This window comes from Streptomyces beijiangensis (genome assembly GCF_017315755.1).
Lineage (GTDB): Bacteria > Actinomycetota > Actinomycetes > Streptomycetales > Streptomycetaceae > Streptomyces > Streptomyces beijiangensis.
The window spans coordinates 1-13,085 of sequence record NZ_JAFLRJ010000266.1; the positions used below are offsets into that span (position 1 = coordinate 1).

The following is a 13,085-nucleotide window of genomic DNA, read 5'->3' on the forward strand; positions in this document are numbered from 1 at the left end:
GGCTACCCACCCGCTCCACCCGCGCAGGTTGGGGAGTTGGGTGCGGGGCTTCCAGTGGGGGGCTCGGCGCCGTCGGCGGCTGCGGGCCCGGGAACGGGCTCACGGCTTCGCCGCCGGCCGACTGCGGGCCCGCCACCGGGGCGTCATGGTCCGCAGGAGCGCTCGAGCCCGGTTGAGCGGGGATCGAGGCCTCCGGGAGTGGATGCTGCTTGCGGGCTTCTCGTACTGCTCGCCATCTGGTGACCGTGCCCAGGACGAAGATCGTCAGGACCGTCAGGACCAGGAACTCGCTGATCAGCAGGCCCCAGAACAGGCCGTAGCCCGAGAGCTGCGACGCCGGGGTTTCCGGCCAGGCCGCCGCCAGGTCGTGTGGGGACTGGATCAGTTCGCGCAGGGCCAGCGGTGTGCGGGTGAACGTTACGCCTGTGGGCCACGCGCCCTTGGCGAAGAGGCCCGCCAGGCCCGTGGCCAGCCAGGTGAGGATGGTCAGGCCCAGGAGGAACGCCAGGACCCCCACCAACAGGGCATCGGGCACGCCCCGTTGGGGTGTCTCGGGGGTGCGGGGCGACACCTCAGGCCACCGTCGATTCTGGGGAGTCGTTGAGTTTCAGTTGGCGCTCCATGCGCGCTGCTCGCTCCTCTGCCTCCAACTCCAGCTGGGCTGCGAGTGCGTCGTCCGCCTCGGGGGTCGAGGACTCGGTCATGGCGCGGTCCGTGAAGCAGAGGGGGCGCTCGGCCTCCGTGATGAGGTGTTTGACCACCTGGACGTTGCCGTTCACGTCCCAGACCGCGATGCCGGGGGTGAGGGTCGGGATGATTTCCACCGCCCAGCGTGGGAGACCCAGGACTCGGCCCGTTGCGCGGGCTTCGTCTGCCTTTTGGGCGTAGATCGTGCGCGTCGACGCCATTTTGAGGATCGCTGCCGCCTCACGCGCCGCCGCTCCGTCCACCACGTCCGAGAGGTGGTGGACCACCGCCACGAAGGACAGGCCGAGGCGTCGGCCGAACTTGAGCAGACGCTGGAAGAGCTGGGCCACGAAGGGGCTGTTGATGATGTGCCAGGCCTCTTCGACGAGGAAGATGCGCTTCTTTCGGTCCGGGCGGATCCAGGTGTGTTCCAGCCATACGCCGACGATCGCCATGAGGATCGGCATCGCGATGCTGTTCCGGTCGATGTGCGAGAGGTCGAAGACGATCAGTGGGGCGTCGAGGTCGATGCCGACCGTGGTCGGACCGTCGAACATGCCGCGCAGGTCGCCGTCGACCAGGCGGTCCAGGACCAGGGCGACGTCCAGGCCCCAGGCCCGTACGTCTTCTATGTCCACGTTCATCGCCTCTGCCGACTCCGGCTCCGGATGGCGGAGTTGGTCCACGATGTCGGTGAGGATCGGCTGGCGCTCGACGATCGTCTCGTTCACGTAGGCATGCGCGACCTTGAGGGCGAAGCCGGAGCGTTCGTCCAGGCCGTGGCCCATCGCCACCTCGATGATCGTACGGAGAAGCGCGAGCTGGCCCGTTGTGGTGATCGCGGGGTCCAGCGGGTTGAGGCGGATGCCACCGTCCATGGCGGTCATCGGGTCCAGACGGATGGGAGTTATTCCCAGCTCCTGGGCGATGAGGTTCCACTCGCCCACTCCGTCTTCGCCCTGCGCGTCCAGGACCACCACCTGGCGGTCACGGAAGCGGAGTTGGCGCAGGACATAGGTTTTTTCCAGGGCTGATTTGCCGTTGCCCGACTCGCCCAGTACCAGCCAGTGGGGGGCCGGGAGCTGTTGGCCGTACAGCTGGAAGGGGTCGTAGATGTAGCCCTTGCCGGAGTAGACCTCGCGGCCGATGATCACGCCCGAGTCGCCGAGGCCGGGTGCGGCGGTGGGGAGATAGACCGCCTGGGCCTGGCCTGTCGAGGTGCGCACGGGAAGACGCGTCGTCTCCACCTTGCCGAAGAGGAATCCGGTGAAGGCGTCGGTGGCGGCGGACAGTGGGTCTCGCATGGCGGCACTGCCCCTATCGTCGGATGCCGGTCGCGAACGGCAAGGTGTTGACGAACGCCCGGTGGTGCTCGCGGTCGCACCACTCCAGCTTGAGGTAGGACTTGCCTGCCGATGCTCTGATCGTGCGTTTGTCGCGGGCCAGGGCTTCCGGTGAGCGCGAGGAGACCGTGATGTAGCCGACCAGGTTGACGCCTGCCGCGCCGCTCGCCAGGTCCTCGCCGCGCTGGTCGAGGCGGCCGTGGGCGGCGATGTCGCGGGGGTCGACGGTGCGGTTCATCTTGGCGGCGCGGGATGCCTCCGCCTCGTCGTTCGTCTTCTCCGTGAGCATGCGCTCGATGGCGATCTCGGTGGGCTCCAGGTCCATGCAGACCGCGACCGTACGGATCACGTCAGGGGTGTGGACCAGCAGCGGGGCAAGGAAGTTGACGCCGACCGGGGTCATCGGCCACTCCTTCACCCAGGCCGTGGAGTGGCACCAGGGCGCGCGCGTGGAGGACTCACGGGTCTTCGCCTGGAGGTACGTGGGCTCCATCGCGTCCAGCTCGGCCGGCCAGGCATTGCGCTTGGTCATCGCCTGGATGTGGTCTATCGGGTGGTCCGGGTCGTACATCGAGTGGACGAGCGAGGCGAGCCGGCCCTGGCCGAGCGGCTGGCGTACCCGGATGTCGGCTTCCGCCAGACGCGCGCAGATGTCGGTGAGCTCGCGCGCCATGACCACCGCGAGGCCGGCGTCCTTGTCCAGCTTGCGGCCCGCGGCGGGGCTGGCCGCGCGCGCCATCGCATGGGCCTCGCCCGCCAGTTCGCGGGTGTAGTGCATGCACGCGACCAGGTAGGCGCGGTGCTGCTCGCTGGAGGTGGAGACCATCGACTGGAGCTGGTCGTACGACTCCTGGAGCCATGCCGGTGAGCGGGTGTCGCCGCGTTTGGCGACGTCTTTGGCGTGCGCGTCGGGGTCGGCGGGGAGCGTACGGGCCAGGATCTGGAGGCGGGTGACGAAGCCGTCGCCGTTCGCGACGTGCTTGAGGAGCGTGCCGAAGCGGTCGACGAGGGCCTCCTGGTCCTCGCTGTCGCGCAGGCCGACGCCCGGGCCTTCGATCTCGATGGCCGCCGTGACGGTGCGGCGGTCGGCGTGGAGCAGTACGGCGATCTCGTCGGGGCCGAAGGGCGCCGCGAGCCAGTGGATGCGGCCGATGCCGGGGGGCGGGCCGATCTCGACCTCGCGGCCGTCGGCCCGTACACCCGCCTCCATGGTTCCCGCGCGGAAGCCGGTGCCTCGGCGGAGACTGCGCTTGTAACTGCGGTTGATCTCGAACCATTTGTAGAACGTGCGGTGCTTGTACGGGATGTACACCGCGGCCAGGGCGATCAGCGGAAAGCCCATGAGGAAGACGATCCGCAGGAGCAGGACCTGCACGATGAGGCCGCTCATCATGCCGAGGAACGCGCCGCCGATGATCAGCGCGATCTCGCCGGTCTCGCGGTTCTTGCCGACGATCGCCGACGGGCGGGCCCGGCCGATCAGATACGTGCGGCGGGGCGCGATCTGTTGGGACTGCGAAGTCAACGCCCTCCACCTCCTGTGCTCTTGCGGTTGCCGTGCGGGGTGCCGCTGGTCGGGTTGTTGCTACGGGGCGGGGGTGCGGCGGAGGGGACAGATCCGCCGCCGCCCCCGCCGCCACTGTTCGGCGTACGGCTGCTGTGTGCGGCCATGCCGCCGGACAGGGGGTTGGTGGGGCGTGCGCCGCCGCCTTCGGCCTTGTTGCCGCCTCCGCCTCCGCCGTTGCCACGGGAGGAGTGGGTCTTGATGCCCTGGGAGACGAGGGCGGCGGGGGAGGAGATCACCGCTGCGGCCTGGGCGCCGTCGGTGGCCTTGGAGCGGCTCGTACGGGCCGTGGCGATCTCGTCGCCGAAGCCGGGGACGAAGCGGTAGATCATGGCGCTGGCGAAGATGGCCAGGAGGATGATCGCGAGACCGGAGACCACGGCGGAGAAGGAGTCGGGGCCCTTGTCGCCGGAGAGCGCCCCTGCCAGGCCGAGTACCACCACGATCACCGGCTTGACCATGATCACGGCGATCATGATGCCCGCCCAGCGGCGGACGTGGCCCCACATGTTCTTGTCGACCAGGCCCGCGTAGACGGCCGTGCCGAGGAGGGCGCCGACGTAGAGGAGGGCGGCCCTGATGACGAGTTCCAGCCAGAGGACGCCGGCCGCGAGGATCGACACCAGGGAGACCACGATCAGCATGATCGGGCCGCCGCCGATGTCGGTGCCTTTCTTGAGCGCCTCGGAGAACGAGCCGAAGAAGACGTCGGTCTGCCCGCCTGTGGCGGTCGAGATGACCTCGGTGACGCTGTCGGTGGCGGAGACGATCGTGTAGAGGATCAGGGGGGTGAAGGCGGAGGCGATGACGGTCAGCCAGAGGAAGCCGATCGCCTCGGAGAGCGCGGTGGCGAGCGGGACGCCGCGGATGGCTCGTTTGGCGACGGCCAGGAGCCAGAGGACCAGGGTCAGGACGGTGGAGGCCGCGAAGACGACGGCGTACTGGCGGAGGAAGGCGGCGTTGGTGAAGTCCACGTTGGCGGTGTTCTTCACGGCGTCGGAGAGCTTGGTGACGATCCAGGCGGCGGCATCCGCGCAGCCGCGTGCCAGGGAGGAGAGGGGGTCGGTGTTGTCGGCCACCGTCCCGCCGCCTGGGGAGACCGTGGAGCCGCCCTTGTCGCCCTGACAGTAGGCCTTGGCCTCGCCGACGATCAGGTCGCAGTTGTTCTTGCTGGGCGATGGGCTCGGGGACGGCGTCGGCGCTGCGAAGGCGCGGCCGGCCAGCAGTACAGCTGTTGCCTGTACGGCGGCGAGCAGACCGGCGACCTTGAGTGCGCGGCGTGGGCTACCGGGCATACGTGAACCCTCCGAACTGCTCGACTGCCTTGGCGATCTCGTCGGCGTTGGAGGCCGTCCGGTCGGCGTTCACCGGGGCCGGGCCCTCCTTCTGGGAGAAGCTCTCGACCTTCCAGTCCCCGTCTGCCCACTGGAGCTTGAGTGTCATGGTGAACCAGTCGTTGGTCACCGGGTTGGTGGAGCCGACCCCCGCGGTGCCGAACACGCCGGTGCACCAGACGTCGACGGTCGCGGTGCTGTCCGCGAACTGCGTGGTCTTCGTGCCGACAGGGGCGGTGCGGGAGACGTAGGTCATCCCCCGGGCCGCGTTGCCGTCCGCGTCCAGGCCGACCTTGTCCAGGAACTGCTTGTCGTACGCAGCGTCGAACTTGGCGTCCAGCGAGTTGACCTGGCCGGGGACGAACACCTGGCGCACGATGTCGTCGCGGCGGGCGGGTTTGAGGATGTCGGCGGAGACGAGTGCCACGGCGTAGTTGGCGGCAGCGGACTGGGCGCCCTGGTCACTCTTCGGGTACCCGGACGGGATCGATCCGTTCTTCCCGGTCACCGGCTTGGTCCCCGTCGCGGCCGTAGGGTTCGCGCCCGCCTTCTTGTCCGTGCCCGACGACGCGTTGTCCCCGCCGCCGCCCTGGTTCGCGAACGCGATAGCCGCGATGAGCAGGACCACCACGGCCACGACCGTGACGACCGAGCGCGACATCCGTGCCGCAGGGGGCCTCGCGCCCTCGCCCTCGGGCAGGCGGGTACGGGTCTGGCCCGCGCCGCCGACGCTGTCGTAGCCGTGATCGCGCTCGTCGCCGAGACTCATGACGCGTACGCCCCCTCAACCCTTCGCTGTGTTGCTGAGTTACGACGGTAGGTCGTGCACTGACGGGGGGTTAGACGGCCATCCCGTACACGATGGTGAAGAGGGTGCCGAGTGATCCGATGATGAAGACCCCGGTGAGGCCGGCGACGATCAGTCCCTTGCCCTGTTCGGCACTGAAGGTGTCCCGGAGGGCTGTCGCTCCGATACGTTGTTTGGCCGCGCCCCAGATCGCGATACCGAGGCAGAGCAGGATGGCGACCGCCATCACCACCTCCACCATGATCCGCGCTTCGTTGCCCAGGCTCCCGAACGGCCCCCAGTTGGGGGCGATTCCGCCGATGATGGTGGTGATGTCGCCTTTATCGGCTGCCAGGTACATGTTCAAGTCACCGCCCCTGTCGGGTAGTTCGTTGCCCATGCTCCACGGCATGGGCACGCACCATCTTCGCTGATGAAACAGCCCCCGTGTGTCGTCCGGTGGCTCTCTTTACCCGTATCCCCGCACGTATGTCCGGGAAGACGGCTCTGACCTGCGACGCCGACCGGATGTATGCGGGAACACGTATGGTCACTCTGTGTATCACGGAGGGTGACGCCGGGCAATGATTGGCGTTATCCACCTTTACGCTGTCGCAGGAACGGGCGGGGGCTCGGGCGTTCCGGTGGCGTATGAAGAGGAGCGTCTGGCCGTTCGGGGACGGCTGCGGTTTCGGCCGTCGGGGGGTGTCGAGTACCGGCCGGAGGGCGCGTGCGGTGCGCTCGCGGCGGAGTGCCAGGCCGAAGTGGGCCTCGACGGCCCGCAGAGTGAGCGGGCCCAGGGTCCGGTGGCTCTTGAGGCGGTTCTGTACGTCGGTGAAACGGCCGTCCCCGTCCAGCGCCCCGGTCGCCGTCAAGGCGTCGTCCAGAAGAGCGGGTTGGCTGCCGCCGCGCTCCAGGCCGCCGCGCTCCAGGCCGCCGGGCGGCCGGTTCGGCGGGCCGTCCGCCGTGACCGTGAGGGTCCAGAGCTCCTCGCCGTCCTCCGCTGTGCAGGCGAGGCGGGCCGGGGCGGTCGAGTGCTGCCCCCAGAGGGTGAGGCCGGGGAGCGGGGAGTCGCCCGCGTCGATGCGGTCGCTGTTGTTCTCGACGGCGACGGACCAGTCGCCGTGGGCGGGACCCACGTTCACCGTGGGTCGGTCCCGGTCCCGGAACAGCGCATGGAGGCGGGCCCGGGAGGCGCCCGGCGGTGGGGGCACGGACGCGGTGTCGGCGCCCAGGCGCCGGGCCAGCTCCCTGGGGTGGGTGTCACGGGCGAAGGTGATGCAGTACGAATCGCTGCCCTGGAGGGTGTCCAGGAGCCAGCCGATACCGCCGGCGGAGGCGGGGCCGAAGATGCCGCGGTGCGGGGTGCCTGTGTGCAGGCCGAGGATCCGGCGGGCCCGCTCCGGAGTGATCAGGAGGCCGAGGAGGGGGTCGGCGACCAGCTCGGCCGGGACCACATGGGCGAAGGCGGCCCAGGCGTCGATCCTCTTGGCTCCCATGACGACATGGTGCCGGACACCACTGACAACGCCGCTAGTTGGCGGCGTCCAGCTTCGCCCGCTGCTCCGGGGTGAGATCGAGGTCCACCGCGGCCAGGCTGTCGTCGAGCTGGGCCACCGAGGATGCGCCGACCAACGGGATCACCGGGACCTCGCCGCCGATCAGCCAGGCGAGGACGACCTGGTTGGGGGTGGCGCCCGTTTCGGCGGCGACCTCTGCCAGGGCGGCCTGGCGGGCGGCCGTGCCGGCGTTCTGGTAGCCGGGGTCGAGGGGCTTGTCCTCGCGTCCGTAACTGCCGTTCAGGAGCGGTGAGTACGCGACCAGGGGGAGCGACGGCTCCTCGCGGAGGTAGCTGAGCAGGTCGCCGGAGACGACGCCCAGGTTGCCGTCCGGGGAGCGGAGGGTGGGCTGGTCGGTGCGGTGGCGGAGGTAGCTGTGGTGGTACTGCAGGACCTCGTAGCCGGGGAGGCCGGCGGCGGCGGCCAGGGTGCGGGCGCGCTCGATGCGCCAGGCCCAGTGGTTGCTGGCGCCCAGGAGTCCGACCGTGCCTTCGGCGACCAGCTCGGCGAAGCCCTCGACGGTCTCTTCGAGCGGGACGCGGGTGTCCTGGATGTGCGCGTAGAGGAGGTCCAGCTTGTCCGTGCCGAGGTACTCGCGGCTGCGTTCGGCGGACTCGCGGATCGTCTTCGCGTCGAGCCGCTCGACGTCCTTGCTGAAGGTGGACGTCGCGTGGTTCGGGCGGCCGCCGAGCTTGGTGGCGACGGTGATCTCGTCACCGATGCCCCGGTTGCGGCGCCAGCGGCCGATGAGCTGCTCGCTCTCGCCGCCCTGGGTGCCGTTGACCCAGAACGCGTAGTTGTTGGCCGTGTCGATGAAGGTGCCGCCGGCTTCGACGTACCGGTCGAGGATCGCGTACGAGGTCGCCTCGTCGGTGGCGGTGCCGAAACGCATCGCGCCGAGGCTCAGGACGCTCACTTCGCGCTGGGTGTCCGGGTTCTGACCGATGGTGCGATACCGCATGCGGATGCCTTCCGGGCTGCTGGGCGGAGCGCCCTTGGCGGGCGGTGGAAGGGGAGTCTGCATGCTGGAGTGCGCTCGAAGTCAAGGGGGGTTCATGCCGCCCGGTGCCCGGGGCTGGGCATGATGGGCCGATTGCCGGTCGACGGACGATCAGCAGAGAGCCCGAGGGGAGCGCCGGCGAATGATCACGGTGCGGGAGTTGTACGTCTACCCGGTCAAGGGGTGCGCGCGAATCGCGGTCGCCTCGGCGCGGGTGGGGGAGACGGGGCTGGAGCACGACCGTACGTTCATGGTCGTCGACGCGGCGGACGGGTCCTTCCGCAGCCAGCGGAAGCTGCCGGGGATGGCCGTCGTACGGGTGGAAGTGGCCGACGGGGGCGCGAAGCTGGTGCTGTCCGCGCCCGGCGTGGAAGAGCTCAGAGTCGGCGTCGAGACCGATGGCGTACGCATACCGGTCAGCCTCTTCGACCGGCCCGTCGGGGACGGCGTCGATCAGGGGGATGCGGCGGCCGAGTGGTTCTCGGAGGTGCTCGGGGCCGCGTCGCGGCTGGTGCGGGTACCGCCCGGTTTCGACCGTGCGGGGTGGGGCGAGACGCCGGGGAAGGTCGGATTCGCCGATGCGCACGCCGTCTCCGTGCACTCGACCGCCTCGCTGGACGACCTCAATGCGCGGATCGCGGAACGCGGGGGCGCGGCTCCCGTGGGCACCGATCGTTTCCGGCCGAACATCGTGCTGGAGGGGCTCGGCGAACCCCACTTCGAGGACCGGGTGCGGAGCATGGCCATCGGCTCCGTCGAGCTGGCGTACGCGGTGCGCGCGATGCGCTGCAACGTCCCGCTCGTCGACCAGCTCACCGGGCGCCGCGCCGGCCCTGAGCCGGTCCGCACGCTGGCCACGTACCGGCGTGAGCCGGAGTACGACAACAAGGTCAGCTTCGGGATGAAGGCCGCGGTGGTGCGGGGCGGGACGCTCGCCGTCGGCGATCCGGTCGAGGTGACCCGCTGGGAGGGGTGAGGGCTCAGCCCGCCGGGCTCTCGCCGTCCACCGGGTCCTCGCCGTCCGGTTCGACGAAGTGGTCGAACTCGCCCGCCTGTACGCCGAGTACGAAGGCGTCCCACTTCTTCTGCGTCGTGGTCACGACATTCTCCGGGTCGCTCGTCTCACGGAGATGGACCAGGTCGTCGGGGCCGAAGGCGATCTCGATCCACGGGCCTGGGCCCTCCTCGCCCTCCGGGGCGGCGCGGATCCAGTCGAGGTCTGCGGGGATGTCGGACACGGTTCTCCCTGGTGTGGACGGGGGGACACGGTCAGGCTAAGGGAGGGGCCGGTGCGCGACGTGCGGTGGCTTCCGGGTGAAGTAGGCGGTGAACCCGGCTCTTATGGGGGAGGGTTGAGGGGTGCGCAAAGTCTTGGTGGTCGGTGGGGCCGGGGTCGGGTTGCTCCTGGCCTTCGTCGCGCTGCTCGTCGTCGGTACGTACTCCGCGGCGGCCGGCATCGCAGGCGGCGGGGCGAAGGGCTCGGTCGGGCTGGCCAAGGGGGCCGTTCCCACGATGTACCAGCCGCTGGTGCAGAAGTGGGGGAACCTCTGCCCGGCGATCAATCCGGCGCTGCTCGCCGCGCAGTTGTACCAGGAGAGCGGCTGGCGGGCCGACGCGAAGTCGCCCGCCGACGCGCGGGGGATAGCGCAATTCATCCCGGGGACCTGGGCCACGCACGGGGTCGACGGGAACGGCGACGGCAAGAAGGACATCTGGGATCCGGCGGACGCCATTCCGTCGGCGGCCTCGTACGACTGCGAACTGGCGAGCTATGTGAAGAAGGTGCCGGGCGACCAGAGCGACAACATGCTGGCGTCCTACAACGCGGGGGCGTACGCCGTCATCAAGTACGGGGGCATCCCGCCGTACCGGGAGACGCAGAACTACGTCAAGATCATCCGGAGCCTGGAGAAGAGCTTCGCCAGGCCGATCGGGCGCGTGGCGCCTTCCCAGCAGGCCGCCTCGGCCATCTATTACGCGCAGCAGAAGCTGGGGACGCCCTATCTGTGGGGTGGGAACGGCACCGCCGACCAGGGCGGGCGCTTCGACTGCTCGGGGCTGACGAAGGCCGCGTACGAGAGCGTGGGGATCGGGCTGCCGCGTGTCGCCAACGACCAGTACAACGCGGGGCCGCACCCGTCGCGGAACGAGCTGCTCCCCGGTGACCTGGTGTTCTTCTCGGACGATCTCGGGAACTCGCGCGCGATTCACCACGTTGGTCTGTACGTGGGAGGCGGGTACATGATCGACGCTCCGTACACCGGCGCCGTGATCCGCTTCGACAAGATCGATTCACCGGACTACTTCGGGGCGACGCGCGTGACGAAGGACGGGGCACAGGCCGTCGGGTCGGCCGCCGGGGCCGCCGGAGCTGCCGGGGCAGCCGAATGAAGGTTCTGCTCTTCGGGGCCACCGGCATGGTCGGCCAGGGCGTCCTGCGCGAGTGCCTGCTCGACCGGCGGGTGACGAGCGTGATCGCGGTCGTGCGCGCACCGCTCGGCTTCACCCATCCCAAGCTGCGCGCGGTCGTCCACGGGGACTTCTCGGACTTCTCCTCGCTGGAGGAGGAGTTCGCCGATGTGGACGCCTGCTTCTACTGCCTGGGCGTCTCCTCGGTCGGCCTGCGCGAGGAGGAGTACCGGCGGATCACGTACGACTACACCCTCGCCGCGGCCCGCGCGCTCCCCCCGAACCCGGAGCTGACCTTCGTCTATGTCTCCGGCGAAGGCACCGACAGCACGGAGAGCGGCCGTTCGATGTGGGCGCGGGTCAAGGGGCGCACGGAGAACGCACTGCTGGCGATGGACTTCCACGCCTATATGTTCCGCCCCGGCTTCATCCAGGCGCTGCACGGCGCGACCTCGCGGACCCGGCTCTACCGCGCGATGTACGTGGTCGCAGGGCCGCTCTACCCGCTGCTGCGGCGGCTGATCCCCCGTCATGTGACCACCACCGAGAACCTGGGCCGCGCGATGCTCGCGGTCGCGGGGAGGGCCGGTTCGGGCGAGCGCGTCCTCGGCAGCCCGGAGATCAACAAGGCGGCGTCGGAAGCATGGCCGCAAGTGTGACGTGGCTTGAACTCTCCGTTACGGTCCGGCCCTGAGCTGCGACGATGAGTCACTCTTCGGTAACGTCATAGTGATCGTTCGGTGGAGAGTGGAACGGCGCGGCCGTCCAGGGCGTTCCCTGGACGGAGAAGGATTCAGACTGGGCGTCAGAGACTGACCAACGGGGGTTGGTGGAAGCCGAGTACGGCGTGGAGACAAGGCAAGGGGCCGCAGCACATGGCTGGACTCGCGATGGATGGGTCGAACCCCGATCTCGGCCTGCTCTACGACATCAACGGTCTGGCGAAGGACGCCCCCGGGTGGTTCGACCGCGGGATGGAGTTCGTCGGCGAGTACGGAATCCTGCTCGCGCTCGTCCTGGTCGCCGTGTGGTGCTGGTGGTCCGTCAGGCGCCAGACCGACCGGGAAGGTGCGGTGGCCGCGGTCGCCGCGCTTGTCTGGGCGCCGCTGGCCGCGGGCCTTGCCGTACTGGTGAACATCCCGATCCGGGGCTTCGTGGAGCGGCCGCGCCCGTTCGTCGAGCATCGGGGCATCGACGTCCTCGTGGCAGGCAAGACCGACTTCTCGTTCGTGAGCGACCACGCCACGATCGCGATGGCGATCGGGGCCGGACTGTTCGTCACCCACCGGAAGTTCGGTCTTCTCGCGATCGGCCTCGCGATGGCCGAGGGCTTCTGCCGGGTCTTCATGGGCGTGCACTACCCGACCGACGTCGTCGGCGGATTCGCGCTCGGTACGGCCGTGACGCTGCTGCTCGCGCCCCTGGCCGGTCTGCTGCTGACGCCGGTCGTGCGGGCCGTGTCGCGGTCGGAGAAGCTCGGGCTGCTGGTGCAGTCCCGGCGGATCGTGGCAGTGACCGCGGTGCCGATTCCCGAACCGCGGCCGGAGTCGGACCGCCGCGACCTGGCTGCCTGAACGGTCAGCGGCCAAGCGGTCACAGGGACTGCGGGAAGTTGAAGACCTTCTCCGGGTCGTATTTCTTCTTGAGCGCTGTGAGGCGGGTGGCCGCGTCGCCGAAGTAGGCCGTGCGCCAGTCGGTGAGGGTGGGGTCCGTGTAGTTCTGGTAGGCCGCACCGGACGCGTAAGGGCGCATGGTGGCGTGGGTGTCTTTCAGCCAGTTCTGCTGGGCCGATCCTGAACTGCCCGGGCGCCACGAGGCGATGTACTGCGCCAGCATGCGCGAACGGCGGTGGACGAAGGCCGTCGCGGACGGGTCGACACGGTTGATCGCGCCGCCGAGCGCGGTGAGCGCGATGGAGCCGCCACCCGCGGATTGCGAGGCGAACGCCTCGGCGCGGGCGAGGAGCGCGGCGAGGCCGGCCGCCGGGATCGAGCGGTCGTAGAAGTCGGACGCCGCGGAATACGTCTCGCGCTGGAGCGCGCCCTGGGAGGTGCGGCCGGGGGTGGCGCCGGGGAGGTGGCACTGGTCCTCGGAGAAACTCGCGCAGCCCGCGTACACGAGCATCGCTTCCTTGTAACCGCGTCGGCGCAGCGATACGGAGGAGGCGGGCGAGCCCGCCCGGTCGGCCAGGCGGTCGACGGCGTTCTGCAGGTCCGAGTACGTACCGAGCGAGAAGGTGGCCACCGAGACCGTCGGGTTGCGGCCGCCGGCAGCCGACTCCAGATGTGCGGACGACCAGATCTCGTCGGGCTGGTCGGGGCCCCACTCCTGCCAGGCGGCGAGGACGGCCGCAGCCTTCGACCAGGGCCAGCTGAGATAGGCGCCGACGGTCTGCGGGGCGG

The 13,085-nt window shown here is 69.7% G+C and carries 13 protein-coding genes and 1 pseudogene; 4 read left to right on the top strand and 10 right to left on the bottom strand.

Features of this window, described 5'->3' with window-relative positions; translation table 11 throughout:
- The 8 genes and pseudogenes from J0695_RS44165 to J0695_RS26145 all read right to left on the bottom strand — a co-directional run.
- A pseudogene (locus J0695_RS44165) lies at positions 1 to 571 on the bottom strand (type VI secretion protein); the annotation flags it as partial.
- Between the two features lies 1 nt (position 572).
- Positions 573 to 1,991 carry an ATP-binding protein gene (locus J0695_RS26115; protein ID WP_206965888.1) on the bottom strand — a complete coding sequence of 473 codons (1,419 nt, stop codon included), beginning with the start codon at positions 1,989 to 1,991 and terminating at the stop codon, positions 573 to 575.
- A 13-nt stretch (positions 1,992 to 2,004) separates the two neighbouring features.
- On the bottom strand, positions 2,005 to 3,555 hold the full coding sequence (locus J0695_RS26120) for an SCO6880 family protein (protein WP_206965890.1): 1,551 nt from the start codon (positions 3,553 to 3,555) through the stop codon (positions 2,005 to 2,007).
- Complete coding sequence (locus J0695_RS26125) at positions 3,552 to 4,889, bottom strand: hypothetical protein (protein WP_206965892.1); 1,338 nt, start codon at positions 4,887 to 4,889, stop codon at positions 3,552 to 3,554. Before J0695_RS26125 ends, J0695_RS26120 begins: the two co-directional genes overlap by 4 nt.
- Complete coding sequence (locus J0695_RS26130; protein ID WP_206965894.1) at positions 4,879 to 5,697, bottom strand: DUF8175 domain-containg protein; 819 nt, start codon at positions 5,695 to 5,697, stop codon at positions 4,879 to 4,881. The genes J0695_RS26125 and J0695_RS26130 overlap by 11 nt, the downstream gene beginning before the upstream one ends.
- Before the next feature lie 70 nt (positions 5,698 to 5,767).
- The gene (locus J0695_RS26135) at positions 5,768 to 6,076 is read right to left on the bottom strand and encodes a DUF8827 family protein (RefSeq protein ID WP_206965911.1); all 309 of its coding nucleotides are present in this window, start codon (positions 6,074 to 6,076) and stop codon (positions 5,768 to 5,770) included.
- 7 nt (positions 6,077 to 6,083) lie between these two features.
- On the bottom strand, positions 6,084 to 7,214 hold the full coding sequence (locus J0695_RS26140; protein ID WP_206965896.1) for a hypothetical protein: 1,131 nt from the start codon (positions 7,212 to 7,214) through the stop codon (positions 6,084 to 6,086).
- A gap of 34 nt (positions 7,215 to 7,248) precedes the next feature.
- Positions 7,249 to 8,235, bottom strand: a complete 987-nt coding sequence (locus J0695_RS26145) for an aldo/keto reductase (RefSeq protein ID WP_206965897.1) — start codon at positions 8,233 to 8,235, stop codon at positions 7,249 to 7,251.
- A 181-nt stretch (positions 8,236 to 8,416) separates the two neighbouring features.
- Here J0695_RS26145 and J0695_RS26150 point away from each other — a divergent pair, with 181 nt between their 5' ends.
- Positions 8,417 to 9,250, top strand: coding sequence for an MOSC domain-containing protein (locus J0695_RS26150; RefSeq protein WP_206965899.1), 834 nt, complete (start codon positions 8,417 to 8,419; stop codon positions 9,248 to 9,250).
- A 4-nt stretch (positions 9,251 to 9,254) separates the two neighbouring features.
- On the opposite strand, the gene J0695_RS26155 is transcribed toward J0695_RS26150, so the two are convergent.
- Complete coding sequence (locus J0695_RS26155; protein ID WP_206965901.1) at positions 9,255 to 9,512, bottom strand: DUF397 domain-containing protein; 258 nt, start codon at positions 9,510 to 9,512, stop codon at positions 9,255 to 9,257.
- A 136-nt stretch (positions 9,513 to 9,648) separates the two neighbouring features.
- Here J0695_RS26155 and J0695_RS26160 point away from each other — a divergent pair, with 136 nt between their 5' ends.
- The 3 genes from J0695_RS26160 to J0695_RS26170 all read left to right on the top strand — a co-directional run bounded on the left by J0695_RS26160 (position 9,649) and on the right by J0695_RS26170 (position 12,257).
- Positions 9,649 to 10,665, top strand: coding sequence for a C40 family peptidase (locus J0695_RS26160; RefSeq protein WP_372445828.1), 1,017 nt, complete (start codon positions 9,649 to 9,651; stop codon positions 10,663 to 10,665).
- The gene (locus J0695_RS26165; protein ID WP_206965905.1) at positions 10,662 to 11,342 is read left to right on the top strand and encodes an NAD(P)H-binding protein; all 681 of its coding nucleotides are present in this window, start codon (positions 10,662 to 10,664) and stop codon (positions 11,340 to 11,342) included. The genes J0695_RS26160 and J0695_RS26165 overlap by 4 nt, the downstream gene beginning before the upstream one ends.
- 216 nt (positions 11,343 to 11,558) lie before the next feature.
- Positions 11,559 to 12,257: a phosphatase PAP2 family protein gene (locus tag J0695_RS26170; protein WP_206965908.1), complete on the top strand. Its 699-nt coding sequence runs from the start codon at positions 11,559 to 11,561 to the stop codon at positions 12,255 to 12,257.
- Positions 12,258 to 12,276: 19 nt separating this feature from the next.
- On the opposite strand, the gene J0695_RS26175 is transcribed toward J0695_RS26170, so the two are convergent.
- Positions 12,277 to 13,085, bottom strand: an 809-nt coding sequence (locus tag J0695_RS26175; protein WP_206965909.1) for a BBE domain-containing protein, incomplete at its 5' end; no start/stop codon positions are given.

Coding starts and splice junctions, on each gene's coding strand:
- J0695_RS26115 (WP_206965888.1), bottom strand. CDS start 1,991: ATGCGAGACCCACTGTCCGCCGCCACCGACGCCTTCACCGGATTCCTC.
- J0695_RS26125 (WP_206965892.1), bottom strand. CDS start 4,889: ATGCCCGGTAGCCCACGCCGCGCACTCAAGGTCGCCGGTCTGCTCGCC.
- J0695_RS26130 (WP_206965894.1), bottom strand. CDS start 5,697: ATGAGTCTCGGCGACGAGCGCGATCACGGCTACGACAGCGTCGGCGGC.
- J0695_RS26135 (WP_206965911.1), bottom strand. CDS start 6,076: ATGTACCTGGCAGCCGATAAAGGCGACATCACCACCATCATCGGCGGA.
- J0695_RS26140 (WP_206965896.1), bottom strand. CDS start 7,214: ATGGGAGCCAAGAGGATCGACGCCTGGGCCGCCTTCGCCCATGTGGTC.
- J0695_RS26145 (WP_206965897.1), bottom strand. CDS start 8,235: ATGCGGTATCGCACCATCGGTCAGAACCCGGACACCCAGCGCGAAGTG.
- J0695_RS26150 (WP_206965899.1), top strand. CDS start 8,417: ATGATCACGGTGCGGGAGTTGTACGTCTACCCGGTCAAGGGGTGCGCG.
- J0695_RS26165 (WP_206965905.1), top strand. CDS start 10,662: ATGAAGGTTCTGCTCTTCGGGGCCACCGGCATGGTCGGCCAGGGCGTC.
- J0695_RS26170 (WP_206965908.1), top strand. CDS start 11,559: ATGGCTGGACTCGCGATGGATGGGTCGAACCCCGATCTCGGCCTGCTC.